Source organism: Polymorphospora rubra, from assembly GCF_018324255.1.
Classification (GTDB): Bacteria; Actinomycetota; Actinomycetes; order Mycobacteriales; family Micromonosporaceae; genus Polymorphospora; species Polymorphospora rubra.
Map to the genome: position 1 here is coordinate 6,242,489 of NZ_AP023359.1, position 22,713 is coordinate 6,265,201.

Genomic DNA, 22,713 nt, shown 5'->3' on the forward strand with positions numbered 1-22,713 from the left:
CAACGGCGAAGGGGGTGGGATGTTCCCGTGACCGTGACGATTGCGCAGGTCCTGGCGTTGCCGGACCTGAATCTACGGGTGGTTGCCGGCGACGCCGGACTCGGCAACGAGGTGCGCTGGGTGCACGTCAGCGAAACCGTCGACCCGACTCCGTGGCTGCGCGGCGGCGAGTTGCTGCTCACCACCGGACTCAAGATCGAACAGCCGGAGCAGTTCGAGCCGTACGTCCACCGGCTGGCCGACGCCGGCCTGGCCGGGCTCGGCTTCGGCATCGGGCTCGGCCACGCCCAGGTGCCCGAGCCGCTGATCCGGGCCGCCGCGCAGCGCGGGCTGCCGGTGCTGGAGGTGCCGGTCGACGCCCCGTACGTGGCGATCTCCGAGGGCGTGTCGAACCTGCTCGCCGCCGAACGCTACGACACCATCGCCCGCGCGTTCGACGCCCAGCAGGCGCTGACCGCCGCCGCGGTGGAGTCCGGCCGGGGCGGGATCGTCGCCGCCATCGCCCGCGCCGTCGGCGGCTGGGCGGTCCTCACCGACCTCTCCGCGGGCGTGCTCCGGGCCTCTCCGCCGGAGGCCGCCGACCGGCTCCCCGCGCTCCTGCCGGACGTGATGCGGGCCCGGGAACGCGGCATCCGCTCCAGCGGTTCGGTGGTCGGCCCGACCGAGTCGGTGGCGATCCACACGCTCGGCGCCCGGGGCCGGATGCGCGGCTTCCTGGTCGCCGGCGTACCCGGCCGGGCCACCGACTACAGCCGGATGGTGCTGGCCGGCGGCGTGGCGCTGCTGTCGCTGGAGATGGAGCGCTCGCAGGCCGCCACCCGGCAGCTCCGCCGGCTGCGCGCCGACCCGCTGGCCCAGATCCTGCGTGGGGCCGTCACCGACCAGGTGGCCGCCCAGCACGCCACCGCCTGGGAACTCGACCCGACGGCGGTGCGGGTGGCCGTCTACCTGTGCGCCGCCGACCGGGTCGGCCGGGTCTGCGACGACGTCAACGAGCTGATGTCCGAAGCCGGGCTCCCCGGCGCGGTCGTCGTCCAGGACGCCGGCCGGCAGGCCCGGGCCGCGGTGCTTACCGACGCCACCGACCGGGCCGCCACGGCCCTGGCCGGGCTGGCCTCGGTACGCCCGATGGTGCCGCTCGGGCTCGGCGACGTGGTGCCGATCGAGCAGGTCGGGCTCTCGTACCGGGCGGCGACCCACGCCGCCGAGGTCGGCCGGGCCGAGCGGCGCGCGGTGACCCGGTTCGACGACCTGGAGGCGCTGCACATGCTCTTCCGGGCCCAGTCGCCGCAGGCGCTCGCCGGTTTCGTCCGTCGGGTGCTCGGACCGCTGCAGCAGCACGACCGGGGCCGCGAGGGTGCCCTGCTGGCCAGCCTGCGCGCCTTCCTGGCGCACAACGGCCACTGGAACGAGACCGCCGCCGAACTCGGCATCCACCGGCACACCCTGCGGGCCAGGATCGACCGGATCGAGCAGGTCACCGGCCGCGACCTCGGTTCGGCGTACGGCCGCATGGAACTGTGGCTCGCGCTGCTGGCCGACAGCGCGGCCGACACCGACGACTTCGTCGGGCCGGCACCGGACCGGACCGGCGGGTCGGCACCGGAGCGATCCGGTGGGCGGGGGCAGGACAGGAAGTAGCGCCCCCGGTCCGGTGACTGGACCCGATGTCAGGTACCGGGGCCCCGCCGGCCCGGTGAGACTCGGCGAAAGCACAGACGGGAGACGCGATGACGAGCACTGGACGCGGTGGCGCCACCACCACCGCCGCGCCACCACCCGGGCCGGGGCAACTGGCCGGGCTGCCCAGGGTGCCGCTGCGGCACTACGGCCGGTGGGTCTCGGCGGCGGTCGTGATCGTGTTGGTCGCGCTGCTCGCCCGGGCGTTCGCCCAGGGCAGCATCGAATGGTCGGTCGTCGGCCGCTACCTGACCGCCTCGGCGATCCTGCACGGCCTGCAGAACACCATCATCATCACGCTCTGCTCGATGGCGCTGGCCATCGGCCTCGGCGTGATCGTCGCGGTGATGCGGATGTCGGCGAACCCGGTGACCCGCACCGTCGCCTTCGGCTACATCTGGCTGTTCCGTGGCATCCCGGTCCTGCTGCAGTTGCTGATCTGGTACAACCTGGCGCTGGTCTTCCCGACCGTCGGCTTCGGCCCGTTCGAGACCCGCATGATCGACGTGATGACGCCGTTCATGGCCGCCCTGCTCGGCCTCGGCATCAACATGAGCGCCTACACCGCCGAACTGGTTCGCGGCGGCATCCTCTCGGTCGACAAGGGCCAGATCGAGGCCGCCCAGGCGATCAGCCTCACCCCGAACCAGATCCGCCGCCGGATCGTGCTGCCCCAGGCGATGCGGGTCATCCTGCCGCCGCTGGGCAACGAGTTCATCAGCACGCTGAAGATGTCGTCGCTCGCCGCCGTCATCACGTACGGCGAGATGCTGGAGACGGCCGAGTTCATCTACTACTCGAACAACCGGGTGATCGAACTGCTGATCGTCGCGGCCATCTGGTATCTGGCGGTGGTCTCCGTACTCAGCGTCATCCAGCACTTCGTCGAGCGCCGGTTCGGCCGGGGCTTCCAGTCCACGCCGACCCGCCGGGCCCGGTCGATCGGGCGCCGGTTGAAGGGAGCCCCGGAGCAGTGAGCCAGTCGCAGACGGAGCAGGGGGCGACGCCGGTCGTCCGCGCCATCGACCTCCACAAGTCGTTCGGTCCGGTCCACGTCCTGCGCGGCGTGTCCCTGGAGGTACGCGCCGGCGAGGTGCTGTGCGTGATGGGCCCGTCCGGGTCCGGCAAGTCGACGTTCCTGCGCTGCATCAACCAGCTGGAGCGGGTCGACGGCGGCGAGCTGTGGGTACGCGACGAACTCGTCGGCCACAAGCTGCGCGACGGCAAGCTGTACGAGCTGCGCGAACGCGAGATCGCCCGGCAGCGGCGCGGGATCGGCATGGTCTTCCAGCGGTTCAACCTCTTCCCGCACATGACCGCCGTCGGCAACGTCGTCGAGGGCCCGTTGCGGGCACTGGGGCGCAACCGGTCCGACGCGTACGCCGCCGCCCGCCGGCTGCTCGACCGGGTCGGCCTGTCCGACAAGTACGACGCCTACCCCGGCCAGCTCAGCGGCGGCCAGCAGCAGCGGGTCGCGATCGCCCGGGCGCTGGCCATGGAGCCGTACCTGATGCTCTTCGACGAGCCGACCTCGGCCCTCGACCCGGAACTGGTCGGCGAGGTCCTGGACGTGATGAAGGCGCTCGCCGGCGACGGCATGACCATGATCGTGGTCACCCACGAGGTCGGCTTCGCCCGCGAGGTGGGCGACACGCTCGTCTTCATGGACGAGGGCATCGTGGTCGAGTCCGGCCCGCCGCGCGACGTCGTCGGCGCCCCCCAGCACCCCCGGACCAAGGAATTTCTCTCCCGCGTCCTCGGCTGAGAGCACACCCCACACCACCCGCGAGAGGTCAGCAATGCCACGTCGTCAGCAACCGCGCAAGTTCGACCTGTGGGGGTTCCCTTCGACGGGGGCTCCACCCTGGGCTGGCCGGGCTCGCGCTACGCGCCCGGCCGGATCCGCGACGCCCTGCGCTGGATCACCCAGCGGATCGAGGACGGCGCCATCTACTCGCTGGAGACCGACTCGGTCCACGAGGTCGGCGACGACCTGCTGCGCGACCGCGGCGACGTCGACGTGGTCGGGCACGACATCGGGGCCACCCTCGACGCCTGCTCCACCTCGGTCGCCGAGTCGCTGCGCGGCGGACGTACGCCCATCATCATCGGCGGTGACGACTCGGTGCTGTTCCCGGTCGCCCGGGGGGTGCACGAGGCGCTCCCCGGCCGGGTCGGGGTGATCCACTTCGACGCGCACCTGGATCTGCTCGACCACAACCGGTTCCAGGGCCGGGTCAGCCAGTCCAGCGGCATGCGGCGCAGCCTCGAACTCGACCGGATCAACGCCGACGACTGCATCCAGGTCGCCGTACGGCACTTCAACTTCCCGTCGTCGGCGGAGTTCAAGCGCAAGAGCGGTCTCACGCACATCACCGCCCGGGAGTTCCAGGCCCTCGGCCCGGTCTCCGCCGTCGAGCAGATCCTCGACCGGGTCTCCGGCGCCGACCACGTCTTTCTCTCGTTCGACATCGACGCGATCGACCCGGCGTTCGCGCCCGGCGCCGGCGCCCACGAACCCGGCGGCCTCACCTCCGGCGAGGCCCTGGAAGCGGTGCGGCTGCTGGCCCCGCACTGCGACGCGCTCGCGGTCACCGAGGTCAACCCGCTGACCGACGACAACACCTCGACGACCGCCACCCTCGCCGCGTACCTGCTCTTCCACTTCGCGGTCTTCGGTTCCGGCGCGGACCGCCGATGAGCGGCGGATACCAGGGCTTCCGGGCACCGGGGTGCGGCTGACCGAGGAACAGCTGCCGCACCTGCAGGCGCACCGCACCGAACTGCTCGGCGACTCGCTGCCCGCGATCCACGCCTTCGACAAGGCCCACGCCGTCATGCTCACCGAGCGGGGGCTGCTCGACCCGGCCGCCGGCCGGGCCATCCTCGCCGCGCTGCGGGGCATGGAGGCCGGCGGCGTCGCCGCCGCCCGTATCGAGGCCGGCGGCGGCATGCACTCCGGCGAGCAGTACCTGATCCGCACCATCGGCGCCGACCTCGGCGGACGGCTGCACCTCGGCCGCAGCTCCGGCGACCTGATCGAGGTGGCCCGCCGGATGACGATCCGCTGGCACCTGCACGCGATGCTGCCGGCCCTGGCCGACCTACGCGCCGTGCTGCTCGACCTCGCCGACACCCACGCCGACACCGTGATGCCCGGCTACACCCACGGCCAGCACGCCCAGCCGACGACGTTCGCGCACTGGGCGACGATGTTCGAACGCGCCTTCGCCCGCGACACCGAACGCCTGCTCGGCTTCCACGGCCGGCTCAACCTGTCGCCGGCCGGTGCCGCCATCCTGACCGGCAGCGACCTGCCACTCGACCGGCACCGGGTCGCCGACCTGCTCGGCTTCGACGCCCCGCTGCCGCACACGATGGACGCGATCCTCAGCCACGACCTGGAGATGGAGGCGGCCGCCCTGCTCGCCACCGTCGGCGCGACCCTGGCCCGGCTCGCCGACGACCTCTACCTGTGGTCGACCTCCGAGTTCGCGTACGTCGAACTGCCCGACCGGTTCTGCGGCACCAGCAGCATCATGCCGCAGAAGAAGAACCCCGACGCGCTGGAGGACGTCAAGTCGGTGGCCACCCAGGCGCTCGCCGCCCTGGTCGGTGTGATCACCGCCGAGCGTGGGCCGACCGGTTTCCCGATCATGGAACGCCGCTACTCGCAGCAGGCGATCTGGTCGATGTGCGCCGCGATCACCGCCAAGGTCGGCGACGCCGCGCAGATCCTCGCCGACCTGCGCGTCGACACCACGCGGATGGCCGCCCAGGCCGGCGCGCACTGGGCCCAGGTCACCGACGTCGCGTCCGCCCTCGTCCGGCACACCGGCCTGGACTGGCGGCACGCCCACCAGATCGTCGGCGTCTTCGTCCGGCTCGGCGTCGAACGCGGACTGGCCGCCCCGGCCGCCCCGCCCGCCCTGCTCGACGAGGCGGCGACCCAGGTGATCGGCCGGGCCAGCGGCCTGACCCCGGAGCAGTTCGGCGAAGCCATGGACGCCCACGGGTTCGTCGCCCGACGCACCCTCTACGGCGGCCCGGCGCCCGACGCCGTACGCCGGGAGAACGCCGAGTTCGCCGCCCGGCTGGCCGCCGACCGGACCCGGATCGACGAGCTGCGCCGGCAGACCACCGCCGCCGAGGCGGCCCTGGAAGACGCTGTCGACACCATCCTCGCCGACGGCGGGGCCAGCACCGATGGGACCGAGGCCGGATGAGCCTGACCGCAGTCACCCCGACCACCGCGCCGGCGGCGCGGACCGCGACCCGGCGCGAATACCTGATGTGCCCGCCGACCCACTTCGACGTCGTCTACGCCATCAACCCGTGGATGGACCCGGCCGTACCCGTCGACCGGGACCTGGCCCGGCGGCAGTGGACGGAACTGCGCGACACCTACCTCCGGCTCGGGCACACCGTGCACCTCGCCGAGCCGGTCCCCGGCCTGGTCGACATGGTCTTCGCCGCCAACTGCGCCCTGGTCGTCGACTCGCAGGTCTACGGCGCCCGGTTCCGTGAGCCGGTACGCGAACCCGAGGCGCCCGCCTACCGGGCCTGGTTCGCCGCCGCCGGCTTCGGCGAGGTGTTCCTGCCCGGCTACGCCAACGAGGGCGAGGGCGACTTCGCGGTCGTCGCGGACCTGATCCTGGCCGGCTCCGGCTTCCGCACCGACCCGGCGGCACACGGCGAGGCACAGGAGTTCCTCGGCCGGCCGGTCGTCTCGTTGCGGCTCACCGACCCGCGCTTCTACCACCTCGACACCGCGCTGTTCGTCCTCGACGACGACAACGTCGCCTACTACCCGCCCGCGTTCTCCACCGGCAGCCGGCGGACACTGGCCCGGCTGTTTCCCGACGCGATCCTCGCCACCGAGGCCGACGCCCTCGTCCTGGGCCTCAACTCGGTCTCCGACGGGGAGAACGTCGTCGTCGCGCGGGCCGCCACCGACCTCGTCGCCCAGCTCGCCGCCCGCGGCTACCGGCCGGTGCCGGTCGACCTGTCGGAGCTGGCCAAGGCCGGCGGCGGCGCCAAGTGCTGCACCCAGGAGATCCGCCGATGAACCGCACCCTCGCCGCGATCAAGGTCGAAAACGACGTGCTCGCGCACAACTACCACCCGCTGCCCGTCGTGATCGAGAGCGCGCAAGGTGCCTGGGTCGTCGACGTCGACGGGAAGCGCTACCTGGACTGCCTCGCCGGCTATTCCGCGCTGAACTTCGGCCACGGCCACCCCGCCCTGCTCGCCGCCGCCCGTGAGCAGCTGGACCGGGCCACCCTGACCAGCCGGGCCTTCCACAACGACCGGCTCGGCCCGTTCGCCGCCAAGCTCGCCGACCTGTGCGGCATGCAGATGGTGCTGCCGATGAACACCGGCGCCGAGGCGGTGGAGACCGGCGTCAAGGTCGCCCGCCGGTGGGCGTACGAGGTCAAGGGCGTACCCGCCGACACCGCCGAGATCGTGGTCGCGGCCGGGAACTTCCACGGCCGCACCACGACCGTGGTCAGCTTCTCCACCGACGAGCAGGCCCGCGCCGGCTTCGGCCCGTTCACCCCCGGCTTCACCGTCGTGCCGTACGACGACCTCGACGCGCTCGACGCGGCGGTGGGGGAGCGGACCGCCGCCGTACTCGTCGAACCGATCCAGGGCGAGGCCGGTGTCGTCGTGCCGTCCGACGGCTACCTCGCCGGCGTACGGCGGATCTGCGACGAGCGCCGCGCCCTGTTCGTCGCCGACGAGATCCAGTCCGGGCTGGGCCGGACCGGAGCCACGTTCGCCTGCGAACTCGCCGGCGTACGCCCCGACGTCTACCTGCTCGGCAAGGCGCTCGGCGGTGGCGTGGTGCCGGTGTCCGCGGTGGTGTCCAGCCGGGAGGTGCTCGGACTGATCGGACCCGGCGAGCACGGCAGCACGTTCGGCGGCAACCCGCTGGCCGCGGCCGTCGGCGCCGCCGTCGTCGACCTGCTCGCCACCGGCGAGTACCAGGCTGCCGCCCGCCGGATCGGGGCCGTACTGCACGGCGGGTTGCGGGAGCTGGTCGGCCGGGGCGTCACCGCCGTACGCGGGGTCGGCGCCTGGGCCGGCGTCGACATCGACCCGGCGGTCGGCACCGGCCGCCAGGTCTGCGAGACGCTCGCCGAGCGGGGTGTCCTGGTCAAGGACACGCACGGCAGCACCATCCGGCTGGCCCCGCCCCTGGTCGCCACCGACGACGAGATCGGCTGGGCGCTGGCCCGGCTGCGCGAGGTGCTGGCGGCGCGGCCCGGCAACTGATCCGCGGTCGTCCGGTTGCCCGGATGCCGCCCCCGGCGGACATCCGGGCTGACAGACTTTGCGCGTGGAGGTGCCCGAACGGAGACGCATGATCCATCCGGGGGCTCCAGGGTCCCGGGTCACCCGGCTGGAACTCCTCTACGACCTGATCTTCGTCTTCGCCTTCCTGAACGTCACGAACGTGGCCGGCGAGCAGCTGACCCCGCTCGGACTGACCCGCGCGCTGCTGGTGCTGGCCCTGCTGTGGTGGTGCTGGAGCAGCTTTGCCGCGCTCGGCAACCTGGCCCGGGCCGACCAGGGGCTGCTCCCGTTGCTCAGCTTCGGCATCATGGCCGCCGTACTGGTGCTCGCGCTGACCCTGCCGGAGGCGTTCGTCGACGACCCCGGCGGCCTGTACGGCCCGGTCGTCTTCGCCGCCTGCTACGCCGTCGTCCGGGTCGGGCAGTTGGCCGTGCACTGGACGGTGCTGCGGACCACCGGTGCCGGCTGGGTCGGCCCGCTGCGCAACTTCGGGGTCTTCGCCGTGCCGGTGGTGACCAGCACCGTCCTCATCCTGAGCGCGGCGCTGATTCCGCACAGCGGCGACGAGGCCGAGCCGAATCCGGTGCGCCTCGGACTGTGGACGGCGGCGATCGCGGTCGAGTACCTGGCCGGGACGGTCCGGCTCTCCGGTCGCTTCTACATCGTCTCGGCCGGCCACTGGGCCGAACGGCACGCCCTGATCGTGCTGGTCGCGCTCGGCGAGTCGATCATCTCGATCGGGGTCGGGCCGAACCTCACCGGCGGGCTCCCGGTCACCTGGGCGGTGATCGTGGCCGCGGCACTCGGGTTCACCGTCACCGTGTGCCTGTGGTGGATGTACTTCGACGAGCACGCGATCGCCGCGGAGCAGTCGCTGCACGGCACCCGCCAGCCCGAGGCCCGGCGCAGGCTGGTCCGCGACGCCTACACCTACCTGCACCTGCCGATGATCATCGGGATCATCGGGTTCGCGCTCGGACTCAAGCGCTACCTGGGCGACATCTCGGCGGACCCGGAGACCGGCTGGCAGCACCGGGTCGGCACCCTCGAACTCGATCTGCTGTACGGCGGGGTGCTGCTCTTCCTCCTCGCCCTCGCCGCCTTCGCCCGGCGTACGACCCACCACTACCGGCCGGCCCTGCCCCTGGTCGTGCTGGTGGTCGTACTCGTCGTGGTGATCGCGGCCATCCGGCCGCCGGCGTTGATCGCGCTCGCCATGCTCGCCACCGGGTGCGTCGTCCTGGTGCTGATGCAGTTCTGGCAGCGGGCCCACGCCCGGTCCCGGGTCCGGCGGACCGCGCTGGACGAACAGCTGGCCAGCGAGGTCGACCAGAGCGAATGGCGCCGCAAGCACCTGTGACCGGCCCACGGCCGTGTAACCCCCGGCCGTGGGAAAAGCGGTATCCCGCGACACCTTCCGGCCGCGATCATGTCCCGGTGCGTATTCCACGGCAGATCCCGCTCGAAGTCGGCGCTCCCGGCACCGCGCCGGAGTCGCTGCTGCCCGTCGTCCTCACCGTCGACGACTCCGATTCCCCGCGCGACGTCATCGACGCGCTCGGGCTGACCGCCTTCGTCGCCGGCCACCAGCCGTACGCGACGTCGAAGAACCTGAACAACGTCCGCGACGACGCGACGCTGCTGCCACCCGACGTACGGGTGCTGCGCGACAGCCGCAGCGACAACGAGCACGCCCGGCTGGCCGCCGGTGACGGCTGGACGCTGCGCGCGGTGCACTGGCCGCGTGGCAGGACGGCCTTCGTCGCGGTCACCGCGACGACCGCGGAGTTGGGCGCCGAGATCCTGGCCCTGGCGACGGACGGCATGACTGAGCCACCGCCGCCGGCCGAGGAGGCCGTGGCGATGGGCTTCTGGTACGCGTCGTCGAACGGTCCGCAGCGCAACCCGCGCTCGATCAGCGTGGATCCGTGGGCCGACATCCGGGGCAACTACGCCGCGACCGCCCGGGCCGAGTTCGACCGGCTCGTCAAGGTCGACCGCGACTCGGTACGTGGTCGGCTGGTGCTGCTGCACGGTCCGCCGGGCACCGGCAAGACCACGGTGCTGCGGGCGCTGGCCCGGGAGTGGCGGGACTGGTGCCAGTTCGACTGTGTGCTCGACCCGGAGGCGTTGTTCAGCAACCCGGCCTATCTGATGGAGGTCGCGCTCAACGGGGGCCGTGAGTGCTCGTGCCCCGACCGCAAGCACGACAAGTGGCGGCTGCTCCTGCTCGAGGACTGCGACGAGCTGATCCGTGGCGAGGCGAAGCAGACCACCGGTCAGGCGCTGTCCCGGCTGCTCAACCTCACCGACGGTCTGCTCGGCCAGGGCCGCAAGGTGCTGGTGGCGATCACCACCAACGAGGATCTGGCCCGGCTGCACCCGGCCGTCGTACGCCCGGGGCGCTGCCTGGCCCGGATCGAGGTGCCGGCGCTGTCGGCCGCCGAAGCGCAGACCTGGCTGGGTACGCCGGCGGGGGCCCGGCGGCGGGTGCGACGCTCGCCGAGCTGTACGCCCTGCGCGACGGCTACCAGGTGGCGGTCGAGCCGGAGCCGCTGCCGAGCGGCCAGTACCTGTGACGGTGCCGGGCCCGGGGTGCCTGCCCCGGGCCCGGCCGGCCGCGAAAATCCGTGGAACGGCGCCGGTACGGCGACCACACTCATCGGTGTGGATCACGATCGGATCGTCAGTCTGAGCAAGCGGATGTCGCGGCTGCTGCGGCATGCCCCCGAGCGGGCCGGGCTGACCCTCGACGCCGCCGGCTGGGTGCCGGTGGACGAGTTCCTGGCCGCGACCAGGATCGGGCGCGAAGAGCTCGATCTGGTGGTGGCCGGTAACGACAAACGCCGGTTCGCCGTCGAGCGCGGCCCCGACGGGGTGGAGCGGATCCGGGCCAACCAGGGGCACTCGGTCCCGGTGCGGCTCGGTCTCTCGCCGATGGTGCCGCCGGACCTGCTCTTCCATGGGACCGGGGCCGTCGCGGTGGCGTCGATCCGGGCGACGGGTCTCGACCGGGGCGGCCGGCACCACGTGCACCTGTCGGCCGACCGGGCCACCGCCCACCGGGTCGGTGCGCGCCGGCGCGGCGCCGTCGTGGTCCTCACCGTGGACGCCGCGGCGATGCACCGGGCCGGCCACGAGTTCTTCCGCAGTGCCAACGGAGTCTGGCTGACCGACGCCGTGCCGCCTTCCTATCTGGACCGGCCGGCGGCCGGCTGACGGTCGCGACACGCCGCGAGCGGGTGAGATCCGGTCTGATGCTGGATGTCAACTGGGAGCCTGCTGTAAAACTTCTGACAGGATCGGCTATGCCGAGGTCAGCCCGTCGATGGCCGGTTGTGGACGGCGAAACGGGGTTTCGCCGTCGACCGACGCTGTGAAGGATCGATGCGACTCAAGGCGACGCCCCGGACACAGCCGGCGACCGTCGCCCCACGTCGGACCCGGGACACCGCCCGCTCCGTCGCAGCGACGCGGGCCGGTGGACCCGTTCGCCACCGCTTGCCCGAGAGGACACGCCTTGTCACGAGAGACCCTCCGCCGCAGGACGTTGCTGACCGCCGGCGGCCTCACCGCCGGCGCGATCGCCGTCGCCGGTGTCGGCGCCCCGACCGCCGCGTCCGCCGGTGGCCCGCCGCCGTCGACCCCGACCGCCGCGATCGCCCACCTGCTCGCCGGCAACCGGCGCTTCACCCGCGGCCAGGCCCGGCACCCGCACCAGTCGCCCGCCTACCTGCGCCGGCTCGCGAACGGCCAGGACCCGTTCGCGATCACCCTCGGCTGCGCCGACTCGCGGGTCTCCCCGGAGATCCTGTTCGACCAGGGCCTCGGCGACCTGTTCGACAACCGGGTGGCCGGCAACATCGTCGACGACCTGCTGCTGGGCAGCATCGAGTTCGCGGTCGAGGAGTTCGCCCCGCCGCTGATCGTCGTGCTCGGCCACGAGCGGTGCGGCGCGATCACCGCCACGATCGAGGCGATCGAGCACGGTGGCACGGCCCCCGGCCACATCGGCACGATCGTCGACGCGCTGCGGCCCGTCGTCGCCCCGCTCGTCGGCGGTCCCGGCGACGTCGTCGACCGGGCGGTCAAGGCGAACGTGCGCGCGCAGGTGCGGGCGCTGCTCGACCGCAGCGAGATCATCCAGGAGAAGGTGCGGCACGGCGAACTGGCCGTGGTCGGGGCCCGTTACGACCTCGACAACGGTCACGTCACTCTCCTCTGAACGACCGGTGGCGCCGCCCGGGCGGCGCCACCGTGCCGGGAGGCCGTCCGGCACGTCGCCGGTACCACCCGGTCCGGCCGGGACCCGACCCGGCCGGACCGGACCCGGCACCACCGACCGGACCGGTACGGCGTGCCGCCGCCGTCAGGCGGCCAGCGCCCAGTTGTCGTCGGCGCGTACGGCCGCCTCGGCGATGCGGGCCAGCTGGCGCCGGGTGGCGGCGTCGCCGGGGTGCAGCGCGGCACGGGCGGTCACGGTCACCGTCAGGTCCGGCGCGGCCAACACCCGCCGCACCGAGGCCCACAGCGTGTCGTCGCCGAGGAAGGCGGCCACCGTCGTCGCCGTACCCGTCGACCGCCCGTAGCGCAGCGACACCGGGACGACCGGCGCGCCGGTGTCGACCGCGGCCTGGAACGTCGCCGGGCGGAAGCGGCCGGTCTCCCGACCACACCAGGTGGTCCCCTCGGGGAAGACGGCCACGACGGCGTCGCCGGCCAGGGCCGACCGCACCGCGGCCACGGTCGCCGGCAGGCTCCGTGGCCGTTCGCGGTCGACGAGGATCGTGCCGCCGGCGGCGACCAGGGCGCCGATGAGCGGCCAGTCGCGCACCTCCCGCTTGGCGATCATGCGGGCCGGCGCCACGGCCAGCAGCACCAGCGGATCCAGCCACGACACGTGGTTGGCGACCAGGAGCGCACGGCGCCGCGGCGGGCGGCCGCGCACCACCAGCCGTACGCCGACCGCCCGCAGCACGGCCCGGGCCCAGGCCCGGACGACCACGTCCCGTTGGCGGCGGGGCAGCAGTGGCAGCACCACCGGCAGCGGCAGACCGCAGACCAGTACGGCCAGCAGCGCGCCGAAGCGCGCCGCCAGCCGGGCCGTACTCACCCGGGGGCCACCGGCCGGTGGCAGGCAGCGCGGGCCGCAGGTCGACGACGGGCGCCAGAGCGGGTTCACCCCTGGCCACCCAGGAAGTGCCGCAGGTAGCGGGGGTGCATCCGGTCGGTCGACAGCAGCACGTAGAAGTCGGCGACGTCGAAGTCCGGGTCGTGGGCGGGCGGGCCGCACACCCAGGCGCCGAGTCGCAGGTAGCCGCGCAGCAGCGGCGGCGTCGCCGGCCCGGCGGTGCCGGCCGGGTCCGGGACCGGCCACGGCCGGCGCGGGCGGACCCGCAGCAGCGGCGGGGCGAGGTGCTTCGCGGCGACCCGGCCCCAGACCGCCGCGGCGGTCGCGCCGCCGTCGGCGAGCGGCACCGAGGCGCAGCCGCTGAGCCAGCGCCGCCCGGTCAGGTGCAGGTAGCGGGCGATCCCGGCCCACATCAGGTTGATCACCGCACCGGACCGGTGGTCCGGGTGCACGCACGAGCGCCCGGTCTCCACCAGTACGTCGGCGAGCGGCGCGAGTGACGACAGGTCGAACTCCGTGTCGCCGTACCGGCGGGGGGTCCGGCCGGGCGGGAGCATCCGGTAGGTGCCGACGACGGCGCCGGTGGTGTCGTCGCGGACCAGGAGATGGTCGCAGTGCTCGTCGAACTCGTCGACGTCGAGCCCGGCGACCGGGGACGGCAGGGTGGCGCCGAGTTCGTCGGCGAAGACCTCGTGGCGCAGCCGCTGCGCGGCGGCGACCTGCGCCGCGTCGTCGGCGATCAGCAGCGTGTACCCGCCGGTTCCGGCGGTCGCCGGGCTGGTCAGGAGCAGTTCCATGCGAACTGTGTACGGGCGCTCCCCGGCGCCGGCGTGTCGCCGGGGAGCTGCATGGATGTCGATTCAGTGAACGGCGCACGCCGGCCGCGCGTGCCGCCGGTTGGAGCCTGATCGCCGCAGGTCAACGCCGCCGGCGACGCCGGCCGGGGGCCGGTCCGGAGGTGGGCTGCGGCTTGGCGACGACCGGCGTGATCGGTACACCCGAGGGGGTGCGGGCACCGGTTATCCGGGCGAGTTCGGCGTCGCCGGGGCGCACCCGGGAGGACTGGGCGGCGACCCCGGCGGTGGCGAGCAGCCGGGTGGTGTCCCGGTGCTGGTCGGGCAGGACCAGGGTGACGACGGTGCCGGCCCGTCCGGCGCGGGCGGTCCGGCCGCCCCGGTGCAGGTAGTCCTTGGCGTCGGTGGGCGGGTCGACGTTGACGACCAGGTCGAGGTCGTCGATGTGGATGCCGCGGGCCGCCAGGTCGGTGGCGATCAGGGCGTTGATCGCCCCGGACCGGAACTGTTCGAGGGTCCGGGTGCGTTGTGGCTGCGACTTGCCGCCGTGCAGGGCCGCCGCCGGTACGCCGCTGGCGAGCAGTTGGCGGGCCAGCCGATCGGCGCGGTGCTTGGTGCCGACGAACATGATCACCCGTCCGTCGCGGGCGCCGATCTGCGCGGTCGTGGCGGTCTTGTCGGCGGCCTCGATGTGCAGCACGTGATGGTCCATCCGGGTCACCGCGCCGGCCGGGGGGTCGACGGAGTGCCGGGCCGGTGTGGTGAGGAACCGGCGGACCAGCCTGTCGACCTCGCCGTCGAGGGTGGCCGAGAAGAGCATCCGCTGACCGCTCGGGTCGGTGCGGGTGAGCAGCGCGCTGACCTGCGGCAGGAAGCCCATGTCGGCCATCTGGTCGGCCTCGTCCAGGACGCTGACCGTGACCTTGTCGAGGCGGCAGTCACCGCGTTCGACGAGGTCGTTCAGTCGGCCGGGGGTGGCGATGACGACCTCCGCGCCCCGCCGCAGCACCTCGGCCTGCCGGTTCAGTGACAGTCCACCCACGACGGTGCAGGTGCGCAGCTCGACGGCGCGGGCGTACGGCTCCAGCGCGGTGGTCACCTGCGCGGCCAGCTCGCGGGTGGGCACCAGCACCAGGGCGATCGGCTGACGCGGCTGGGCGCGCCGCCCGGCGAGCCGGGTCAGCAGCGCCAGTCCGAAGGCCAGGGTCTTGCCGGAGCCGGTGCGGGCCCGGCCGAGGACGTCGCGTCCGGCGACGGCGTCGGGCAGCGCCGCGGCCTGGATCGGCGACGGCACGCTCAGCCCCTGCCCGACCAGCGTGGTCAGCAACGCCGGGTGCAGCGGCAGGTCGCCGAACGAGGTCACCGGTGGCGCGGCCCGGTCCGGGGCGGGCGGGGTGGCGGCACGTGGTGGCTGCCGGTTGGCCTCCGGCGACTGTCGAATGGCGGCGGGTGGACGTCGACGGTTGTTACGGGCACGCGCGGGCGTGGTCAATACCAGAACCTTCCGTTGTCGGCACGCCACCGGAAAGCCCCGGTCTGGTGCGGGGCGGCTCACAGGAACGAACCGTGGGCAGTGGCGGATCGGCCCGCCATCAGCCTGTCGACACTACACGGCTCGGCGGGCCGCCCCGCCGTACGTCTTGGGAGGTCAGGACGGGAGCCAGACCGGCTGCCAGTCGGGCAGTTCGTGGTAGCGGCGCAGTTCGGCCAGGCCGGACAGGATCCCGGCCCAACTCGCGTACGGCGGGCGCCCGGTGTCGAACCCGCTCTGCACCACGGTCAACCGGGTCCGGCCGGCCGAGCCCTCCAGTTCCCAGGTGTTCACCCCGGCGGGACCCCAGTCCACCGCCAGCCGGCGGCCGGGCGTGAGGTCGACGACCTTGGCCGGGTTCGGGTCGTTGTCGAAGCCGCCCATGGCGTACCGGCCGCCGACGTACGGCTCGATCTCGATCGGGTAGCCGAACCACCGGGTCACCGCCGCCGAGTCGGTCATCGACTCGAAGATCTGCTCCGCCGGCGCGTCGATCTCGACCTCGGCACGGAGTTCGGTGGAGGTGAAGTCGACCCGCGCGGTCAGCGGCCGGCCCTCGAGGTGGTCGATCAGGTTGGCGATGGACAGCGCCCAGAAGGTGTTCAGGACGCCGCGGATGCTCTTGCCGGTGATCACGTCGGAGAAGTCGAAGTGGGTCTGCGAGAGGGTGATCAGGGTCGAGTCGGCGGACTCCGCGGTCAGTTCGATCCCGACGGTGGTCTCCTCGCCGTCGAGCAGCCAGGCCAGTCGCAGGCTGTGGTCGTCGACGTGCAGCAGGCGCTGGTGCGGCGCGTCGCCCTCGGGGGTGTGTCGGCCCCAGAACTCGTACCGGTGGGGGAGTTCGACCTCGGCGTGCTCGGCGAACCAGGTGCGCAGCGCCCCGGCGTCGGTCAGTGCGGTGTGGACGGCGGCGAGCGGGGCGGCGACCCGGGCGCGCACGATCATCGGTTCAGTCACGGTCTTCTCCCTTGGGATAGCAGGCGACGGCGAGTTTGAACGCGTCGCCCTCGGCTCCGCCGTAGCGGGTGAACAGGTCCTGCAGCGCGGCCTGCAGGTCGTTGAGGAACTGTGGACGCAGTTCGGGTGGCACCCGGATCTCACCGGACATCCCGACCGACGGCAGTTCGGGCGCCGTGCGGTCGAGGTCGGCGATGTCGGCCTGGACCTCCTCCATCAGGTCCAGCAGGTAGCCGAGGCTGAACTCGTCCTGCGCCCGGCGCAGACCGAGCCGGCCGACCAGGCGGGGCGACAGCCAGTACGTCCGGGCGCTGGCCTGGTAGATCCCCTCGTGGATGCCCCGAACCTTGCGCTCGGCGACCTGGTCGACCAGGCCGGCCTCGACGAGGCGCTTGACGTGGTAGTAGACGCGCTGCGGGGTCTGGCCCAGTCGGGCCGCGACCTCGCCGCAGGTGCCGGGCTCGGCCAACTCCCGCAGCACCTCGATGCGTTGCGGTTTGAGCAGGGTCTCGGCCTGCTCGATCTGTTCCAGGTACAGGACGTCTCTCATGGCAAAAACCAGATTGTACGTAAAACCAAATTTTGTCAATCGTGCCGCCCCGGTCGATCAGCGACGGCGTGGCGCCGTCGCGGGTACCGTCCGGACATGCGCTTCGCTGACCTCGACACCACCCGACCCCTCTCCAAGATCGGCCTTGGGACCTGGCAGTTCGGCTCCCGCGAGTGGGGCTACGGTTCCGACTACGAGGGCGTCGCGAAGGCGATCGTCCGCCGTGCCCTCGACCTCGGCATCACCCTCTTCGACACCGCCGAGGTCTACGGCTTCGGGCGCAGCGAACGCATCCTCGGCGCGGCGCTGGGCGACGACCGGTCCCGCGTCGTGGTGGCCAGCAAGCTCCTTCCGCTGCTGCCCCTGCCCCCGGTCGTGCAGCAACGGGCCGTGGCCTCCGCGGCCCGGCTCGGCGTGCGCGCCATCGACCTCTACCAGGTGCACCAGGCCAACCCGCTGATCAGCGACCGGACGATCATGCGGGGGATGCGGACCCTGCAGGACGTCGGGCTCGTCGGCGAGGTCGGCGTCAGCAACTACGATCTGCGGCGCTGGCGGATCGCCGAGGCGGCGCTCGGTCGCCGGGTGCTGTCCAACCAGGTCGAGTACAGCATCGTCAACCGCGCCGCCGAGGACGACCTGATCCCGTACGCGGAGAAGGCCGGCCGACTGGTCATCGCCTACAGCCCGCTCGCGCAGGGTTTCGTCTCCGGCCGGTACGACAGCGCCAACCCGCCGTCCGGGGCGATCCGCCGGGCCAACCCGCTGTTCCTGCCGGAGAACCTGGAGCGTGGCCGCGGGCTGCTCGACACCCTGCGGGCGGTCGCCGACGCGCACGACGCCACCGCGAGCCAGATCGCGTTGGCCTACCTGATCCGCCATCCGAACGTGGTGGCCATCCCCGGCGCGTCGTCGGTCGAGCAGGTGGAGGCCAACGCGGCCGCCGCCGACATCGATCTGCGCGACGACGAGTACGCCGCCCTCGTCGCCGCCGCCCGCGCCTTCCGCCCGGTGACCGGCCTGGCGGCGGTCCCCAGCCTGATCCGCACCCGCCTGACCCGCTGACCGAGCCTCCCGCCCGCCCGCTCTCCGCGATCTTGCACTTGTCGCCGGACAGAACCGGCGAAAGGGGGAGACACCTGCAAGATCGCGGAGAAGGTCAGGAGGTGGGGCGCCGGCGCGGTGGGCGACCGCGGAGCAGCGTCCGCAGGTCCGTCGCGAGAACCACCACGAGCAGCGCCAGCGCGATCCAGAACCCGACCCCGACGTCGACGTAGTCGCCGGCGGCCCGGTCGGTCGGCACCGTGCCCAGGTCGCGGACCCGGCCGGCCAACTGACGTAGCACCAGCAGCTCACCGGCGACCAACAGGACGGCGGCGGCGAGGCAGAGCCCGCCGGGCAGGCCGGGCCGCGGCCGGCGGGGCGACGTCGACCCCGGCGCCGCCGCCGGGCGGACCCGGAGCCGGACCGCGCACACGAGCGCGGCGACCACCGCCAGCGCGGCGGCGAGCAGGGGCAGCTGTGGCGGCAGCCGGTCGGGGCGTCGGTCCGCCGGTGCGGCGAGGTGGCCGGCCGACACCTCGGGAGCCGTACCGGTGATCAGCGTGCTGCCCCGGTAGGTGGTGATCCCACCGGCGTCGGCGCGGCCGTAGCCACCCGGCAGCCCGCACGAGACGGTGGCGAACGGCAGCCCGAAACAGAGCAGGACCGCGGCGAGCAGCACCGGGCGGAACCACCCCCGCCGGCGCCCCGGACGTGCCGGCGCACCGCGTGGCGCCGCCGCGACGGCCGACGGGTGGTCGCCCCCGGGCGTCGCCGGCCCGGACCCGCGTGCCGCGGCACCCCTGCCGCCGGTCCGGGTCGCCGGCAGCCGCGGCACGGCGATCAGCGCCCCCTCGACGACTGCGGTCTCCGGCCGCTCCACCGTCGTCGGGGCGACGCCGAGCCGGGTGTGCAGCACGTGGGCCGCCATCGGGATCCGGCTGCCGCCACCGACCAGGAACACCCCGGCGAGCCGGTCCGGCGCGACACCCGCCGCCGCGACGACCCGCTCGGCGAGCGCGCCGACACCGCTCAGGACCGGTGCCGCGACCTTCTCCAACTCCTCCCGGGTCAGGTGGGTCGGCGCCGGCCGGCCGGGCAACCGCAGCGGGGTGTGGCCGGTGCGCGACAGGCTCTCCTTGGCCGACCGGACCTCCTGCCACAGCGACACACGGTCGCCGGCGTCGGCCGGGACCGGGCCGCCGGCCAGGTACGCGACGAGGGCCGCGTCGATGTCGGCACCGCCGAGGTCGGCTCCGGCCCGCGCCACCACCTCGAGATCGGCGGCGCGCCGCACCACCGCCACGTCGGTCGTGCCGCCGCCGATGTCGACGATCGCGAGCGCCGTGCCGGTCGGATGGGGGGCCAGCCGGGCGGCGAAGTACGCCGCGGCGGCCACCGCCTCGCCGAGCAGCCGTACCGGGCCGAACCCGGCGCGGGCGGCGGCCTCGGTGAGCACCCGCCGGCGCGGCGCCCCCCACCCGTCGGGGCAGGTCAGCACCGTGTCGACGGGGCCGGCGGGGAGATTGGCCTCGGCGCGTACCCGGCGGAGGACCGCTGCCAGCGCGTCGCGTACGTCGACCTGGTGCGGGCCGAGCAGCAGTACGCCGTCGTCGACGCGGCGTTTCGGATGCGGTTCGAACGCCGCCGGGTCGACCCGGCCGAACCGCTCGGCGTCCCGTCCCGTCAGCAGGTCGGTGCCGCCGTGCCCGGCGAAGACCGCCGACGGCAGCAACTCCGACCCGTCGAAGAGCAGGGGCCGGGCGGCGCCACCGGGGTCGGTGAGCACGGCGACCGTGTTCGACGAGCCGAGGTCGATCGCGAGCCGGTACGCACCCACGGCCGCCGAGCCTACGCGAGGCCCGCCAGCACGCCGGCCCATGACGATCGGCACTTCCCGCCAATCCGCGCCCGGCGCAGGCTGGGCCGGTACGCCGGATCCTCCGGCCCGCGAACAGGAGCCCGAATGCGTCGTCACAGCCGTACGGAACCGCTGCTGGCCGCCGGGATCGCCGGCCCGGTGCTGTTCGTCGTGGTGGCCGCCGTCGACGGTGCCACCCGGACCGGATACGACCCCGTCTACCACCCCGTCAGTGCCCTGAGTCTCGGCGGCCGGGGCTGGTTGCAGATCGCCAACTTCATCGTCCGGGGTCGCCGGTCTGGTGCTCATGGGATTCTTCGGTACGGCCTGGGAGGCCGACGACCCGCTGACCGGGATCGTGCAGCGGGTGATGATCACGGTCGATTGGCTCTGGCTCGTCGTGTTGGCGTCGTGGCTGGTGGCCGACGATCACCGCGCGCGGCGACCGGATCCGGATGCGTTGCAGGCGGCGGACCAGGGGCGCGAGGGGTCCAAAAGAGATCGAGGGCAAGCCGATATCAGTAGGTACACCTGACGCTCGCACACGGTACGGTGACTCCGGTCCCGTCGATCGACGCCGGTGAGCTGGGCTCCGTGTGCCCGTCGACGGGCCGATGTCACACCCCCAAAAAGGAGGTTTCATGGCACGAAGCCGTATTGCTGGGGCAGCCGCCTCAGTAATGGTTCTGCCCTTCCTGACCGTCGTGGCCACGGCGGCACCGGCCGCGGCGGCACCCCCGGCCGCGCCGTCGAAGGACGTGCCGAGCGACACCCGCTCGTTCGTCCCCAAGGCCGAGACGGTCGACGGCAAGGCGGTCGAGGTACCGCGCGAGTACCAGCCGCAGTCCAGCGCGCGGAACCGGGCGCAGACCCAGGCCGCGGGCACCCCGGCGGTCGGTACGGTCCGGCAGTGGGTCGCCCTCGACGACGTCCAGGGCGGCGCCTACCGCAAGGACTACACGCTGCGCGGCGTCGGCGAGAAGATCGAGGTCTGGGTCGCCAACGACCTCGCGTTCCTGCCCGGCGACTGCCGCCTGCAGATCCCGTCGTCCACGGAGGTCACCGACGCGCAGGTCGCGCGGCTGGTCGACGAGTTCGACAACAACATGTACCCGAAGGAGACCGCTGCCTTCAGCACCCCGCCGGACCGGGACGGCAGCAACGCCGTGCTCGGCCCGGACGCGAACGGCAACGGCGGCGACTACACCGGTGACGGCGACAAGACCGTCGCCCTGATCGACAACGTCCGGGACGACAACTTCTACGACTTCCCGGCCGCCTCGTCGTACATCGCCGGCTTCTTCTGGTCGTACTTCAACGAGCTGCTCGACCGCAACGTCATGACCATCGACGCGTACGACTGGGCGCACCGTACCGGTGACAACCCGCCGAACGAGCCGACCAACGACGTGTGCACCAGCCGGCCGAGCCGCCCGAACCTCTACGAGGGCACCTTCGCGCACGAGTGGCAGCACCTGCTCCACTACTACGCGGACCCCTTCGAGGGCATCATGATCAACGAGGGGCTGTCGGACTTCGCGCAGACCCTCACCGGCTACACCGACGCGACGAAGACCGTGTTCGAGCCGGGTGCCGACGGGCACCTCTACTGCTACCAGGGCTTCGGCACCGTCCAGACGCCGTACAACACCAACCCGCGCGACTGCGGCGGCCCGGAGAACTCCCTCAACCTGTGGAACGAGGGCAGCAACCCGAGCGCCGTGCTCGCCGACTACGGCAACGTCTACCAGTTCATGCTGTTCCTGTACGACCGGTACGGGACGGAGTTCATCTCGCGGCTGCACCAGGACGGCGACCTCCAGGGCCTGGCCAGCGTCGAGGCGGCCCTGGCCGCCGAGGGCGAGAACGACCTCTACAAGGTCATCCACGACTACCAGACGATGACCCTGGTCGACAAGATCATCGGCGACTCGCGCTTCGGGGTGTCGCTCGGTGTGCCGAAGGGCCGGGTCACCTCGCCCAGCCTGCGTTCGACGGTCAACCTGGCCAACCCGGCGGCGAACATCACCCCGGGCGCGGCTCCCAACGGCGCGGACTTCGTGCCGCTGCAGAAGGCCAACGGTCAGGTCCTGCGCGGCCGTGACCTGCGGTCGGTGAAGTTCAACGGTGCGCCGTCGCTGCCGGCGGTCCCGCTGGCCTGGACCCTGGTCGACAACGACCCGGACCGGCCGGGCAACTCGGTGCTGTGGTCCGGCAACGGCAACAGCCTCGACGTCGGCGCGATCGCCTCGGTGGCCGTTCCGACGACCGACCCGACGCTGCGCTTCCTCGCGAAGTACGGCGCGGAGGCGGGCTACGACTACGGCTACGTGGTCGTGTCCACCGACGGTGGCGCCACCTACACGGCCATCGCCGGTGACAAGACCATCGACGGCCCGCTCGGCCCGTCGCTGAACGGCACCACGGACGGCTTCGAACCGCACTCGTTCGACCTGTCCGCGTACGCCGGTCAGACGGTGCTGGTCGGGTTCCGTTACGTCAGCGACGGCGGCGTCAACGAGGGCGGTCTGCTCGTCGACGACGTCACGGTCGGTGGCACGACGGTCAGCGACGGCTCCAGCCTCGCCGCGTTCGACTCGCCGAGCGAGATCCGGCCGACCGACGTCCACAACTGGAACGTCCGGTTGATCGGCATCAACGAGCAGCTCAACCTCACCTGGCAGTTCGAGTTCGACGGCAAGGACAACTTCTCCGTCGGGTGGGCCCAGCTGCTGCTGCTCAGCGCGTTCCCGAAGGTCGTCGCGATCGTCGCGTACGACGAGCCGACCGAGCAGGTCACCCAGTACGCGCCGTACACCCTCACGGTGAACGGTGTCGTGCAGCCGGGCGGCCAGGCTTTCTGAGCCT

At 72.9% G+C, this 22,713-nt stretch carries 19 protein-coding genes and 1 pseudogene; 14 read left to right on the forward strand and 6 right to left on the reverse strand.

The genetic code is table 11. The features are described 5' to 3' along the window. Positions 1 to 27 precede the first annotated feature (27 nt). From Prubr_RS28145 to Prubr_RS28190, 10 genes are all read left to right on the forward strand, one after another. Positions 28 to 1,641 carry a PucR family transcriptional regulator gene (locus Prubr_RS28145; RefSeq protein ID WP_212817905.1) on the forward strand — a complete coding sequence of 538 codons (1,614 nt, stop codon included), beginning with the start codon at positions 28 to 30 and terminating at the stop codon, positions 1,639 to 1,641. An 89-nt stretch (positions 1,642 to 1,730) separates the two neighbouring features. After that, on the forward strand, positions 1,731 to 2,657 hold the full coding sequence (locus Prubr_RS28150) for an amino acid ABC transporter permease (protein ID WP_212817906.1): 927 nt from the start codon (positions 1,731 to 1,733) through the stop codon (positions 2,655 to 2,657). Beyond that, a complete protein-coding gene (locus Prubr_RS28155; RefSeq protein ID WP_212817907.1) occupies positions 2,654 to 3,445 on the forward strand; it encodes an amino acid ABC transporter ATP-binding protein in 792 nt (263 codons plus the stop codon). The genes Prubr_RS28150 and Prubr_RS28155 overlap by 4 nt, the downstream gene beginning before the upstream one ends. Positions 3,446 to 3,514: 69 nt before the next feature. Further along, a complete protein-coding gene (locus tag Prubr_RS28160) occupies positions 3,515 to 4,381 on the forward strand; it encodes an arginase family protein (protein WP_212817908.1) in 867 nt (288 codons plus the stop codon). A gap of 31 nt (positions 4,382 to 4,412) precedes the next feature. Continuing rightward, on the forward strand, positions 4,413 to 5,906 hold the full coding sequence (gene argH, locus Prubr_RS28165) for an argininosuccinate lyase (protein WP_212817909.1): 1,494 nt from the start codon (positions 4,413 to 4,415) through the stop codon (positions 5,904 to 5,906). Continuing rightward, complete coding sequence (gene ddaH, locus Prubr_RS28170; protein WP_212817910.1) at positions 5,903 to 6,748, forward strand: dimethylargininase; 846 nt, start codon at positions 5,903 to 5,905, stop codon at positions 6,746 to 6,748. Before argH ends, ddaH begins: the two co-directional genes overlap by 4 nt. Beyond that, positions 6,745 to 7,959: an ornithine--oxo-acid transaminase gene (gene rocD, locus Prubr_RS28175; protein ID WP_212817911.1), complete on the forward strand. Its 1,215-nt coding sequence runs from the start codon at positions 6,745 to 6,747 to the stop codon at positions 7,957 to 7,959. Before ddaH ends, rocD begins: the two co-directional genes overlap by 4 nt. A gap of 88 nt (positions 7,960 to 8,047) precedes the next feature. Further along, positions 8,048 to 9,340: a low temperature requirement protein A gene (locus Prubr_RS28180; RefSeq protein ID WP_212817912.1), complete on the forward strand. Its 1,293-nt coding sequence runs from the start codon at positions 8,048 to 8,050 to the stop codon at positions 9,338 to 9,340. A gap of 77 nt (positions 9,341 to 9,417) precedes the next feature. Then, positions 9,418 to 11,199 carry a DUF5925 domain-containing protein gene (locus Prubr_RS38330; RefSeq protein WP_212817913.1) on the forward strand — a complete coding sequence of 594 codons (1,782 nt, stop codon included), beginning with the start codon at positions 9,418 to 9,420 and terminating at the stop codon, positions 11,197 to 11,199. A 301-nt stretch (positions 11,200 to 11,500) separates the two neighbouring features. Further along, positions 11,501 to 12,205 (forward strand): carbonic anhydrase, encoded by a 705-nt coding sequence (locus Prubr_RS28190; protein WP_246567753.1) that lies wholly within the window; start codon positions 11,501 to 11,503, stop codon positions 12,203 to 12,205. A 144-nt stretch (positions 12,206 to 12,349) separates the two neighbouring features. Here the strand turns inward: Prubr_RS28190 and Prubr_RS28195 are convergent, their stop codons facing one another. The 5 genes from Prubr_RS28195 to Prubr_RS28215 form a co-directional block, all read right to left on the reverse strand. Further along, positions 12,350 to 13,162 (reverse strand): lysophospholipid acyltransferase family protein, encoded by an 813-nt coding sequence (locus tag Prubr_RS28195; protein WP_212817915.1) that lies wholly within the window; start codon positions 13,160 to 13,162, stop codon positions 12,350 to 12,352. Beyond that, on the reverse strand, positions 13,159 to 13,908 hold the full coding sequence (locus Prubr_RS28200) for a GNAT family N-acetyltransferase (protein ID WP_212817916.1): 750 nt from the start codon (positions 13,906 to 13,908) through the stop codon (positions 13,159 to 13,161). The genes Prubr_RS28195 and Prubr_RS28200 overlap by 4 nt, the downstream gene beginning before the upstream one ends. 121 nt (positions 13,909 to 14,029) lie before the next feature. Further along, positions 14,030 to 15,397, reverse strand: coding sequence for a DEAD/DEAH box helicase (locus tag Prubr_RS28205; protein WP_425517948.1), 1,368 nt, complete (start codon positions 15,395 to 15,397; stop codon positions 14,030 to 14,032). A gap of 156 nt (positions 15,398 to 15,553) precedes the next feature. Beyond that, the gene (locus tag Prubr_RS28210; RefSeq protein ID WP_212817917.1) at positions 15,554 to 16,393 is read right to left on the reverse strand and encodes an SRPBCC family protein; all 840 of its coding nucleotides are present in this window, start codon (positions 16,391 to 16,393) and stop codon (positions 15,554 to 15,556) included. Further along, positions 16,386 to 16,943 carry a winged helix-turn-helix domain-containing protein gene (locus Prubr_RS28215; RefSeq protein WP_212817918.1) on the reverse strand — a complete coding sequence of 186 codons (558 nt, stop codon included), beginning with the start codon at positions 16,941 to 16,943 and terminating at the stop codon, positions 16,386 to 16,388. Before Prubr_RS28215 ends, Prubr_RS28210 begins: the two co-directional genes overlap by 8 nt. 96 nt (positions 16,944 to 17,039) lie before the next feature. Here Prubr_RS28215 and Prubr_RS28220 point away from each other — a divergent pair, with 96 nt between their 5' ends. Next, on the forward strand, positions 17,040 to 18,008 hold the full coding sequence (locus Prubr_RS28220; RefSeq protein WP_212817919.1) for an aldo/keto reductase: 969 nt from the start codon (positions 17,040 to 17,042) through the stop codon (positions 18,006 to 18,008). A 94-nt stretch (positions 18,009 to 18,102) separates the two neighbouring features. On the opposite strand, the gene Prubr_RS28225 is transcribed toward Prubr_RS28220, so the two are convergent. Next, positions 18,103 to 19,824 (reverse strand): Hsp70 family protein, encoded by a 1,722-nt coding sequence (locus tag Prubr_RS28225; protein ID WP_212817920.1) that lies wholly within the window; start codon positions 19,822 to 19,824, stop codon positions 18,103 to 18,105. Between the two features lie 126 nt (positions 19,825 to 19,950). On the opposite strand from Prubr_RS28225, the pseudogene Prubr_RS38335 reads away from it, so the two are divergent. From Prubr_RS38335 to Prubr_RS28235, 3 genes and pseudogenes are all read left to right on the forward strand, one after another. After that, a pseudogene (locus Prubr_RS38335) lies at positions 19,951 to 20,139 on the forward strand (DUF998 domain-containing protein); the annotation flags it as partial. Between the two features lie 13 nt (positions 20,140 to 20,152). Beyond that, positions 20,153 to 20,380: a hypothetical protein gene (locus Prubr_RS37195; protein WP_246567755.1), complete on the forward strand. Its 228-nt coding sequence runs from the start codon at positions 20,153 to 20,155 to the stop codon at positions 20,378 to 20,380. A gap of 145 nt (positions 20,381 to 20,525) precedes the next feature. Continuing rightward, a complete protein-coding gene (locus Prubr_RS28235) occupies positions 20,526 to 22,709 on the forward strand; it encodes a choice-of-anchor J domain-containing protein (protein ID WP_246567757.1) in 2,184 nt (727 codons plus the stop codon). Positions 22,710 to 22,713: the final 4 nt, after the last annotated feature.

What these genes read in the sequence shown, in the direction of transcription:
- Prubr_RS28150 (WP_212817906.1), top strand. Translation starts at nt 1,731, where the DNA reads ATGACGAGCACTGGACGCGGTGGCGCCACCACCACCGCCGCGCCACCA.
- ddaH (WP_212817910.1), top strand. Translation starts at nt 5,903, where the DNA reads ATGAGCCTGACCGCAGTCACCCCGACCACCGCGCCGGCGGCGCGGACC.
- rocD (WP_212817911.1), top strand. Translation starts at nt 6,745, where the DNA reads ATGAACCGCACCCTCGCCGCGATCAAGGTCGAAAACGACGTGCTCGCG.
- Prubr_RS28180 (WP_212817912.1), top strand. Translation starts at nt 8,048, where the DNA reads ATGATCCATCCGGGGGCTCCAGGGTCCCGGGTCACCCGGCTGGAACTC.
- Prubr_RS28200 (WP_212817916.1), bottom strand. Translation starts at nt 13,908, where the DNA reads ATGGAACTGCTCCTGACCAGCCCGGCGACCGCCGGAACCGGCGGGTAC.
- Prubr_RS28215 (WP_212817918.1), bottom strand. Translation starts at nt 16,943, where the DNA reads ATGAGAGACGTCCTGTACCTGGAACAGATCGAGCAGGCCGAGACCCTG.
- Prubr_RS28220 (WP_212817919.1), top strand. Translation starts at nt 17,040, where the DNA reads ATGCGCTTCGCTGACCTCGACACCACCCGACCCCTCTCCAAGATCGGC.
- Prubr_RS37195 (WP_246567755.1), top strand. Translation starts at nt 20,153, where the DNA reads ATGGGATTCTTCGGTACGGCCTGGGAGGCCGACGACCCGCTGACCGGG.
- Prubr_RS28235 (WP_246567757.1), top strand. Translation starts at nt 20,526, where the DNA reads ATGGTTCTGCCCTTCCTGACCGTCGTGGCCACGGCGGCACCGGCCGCG.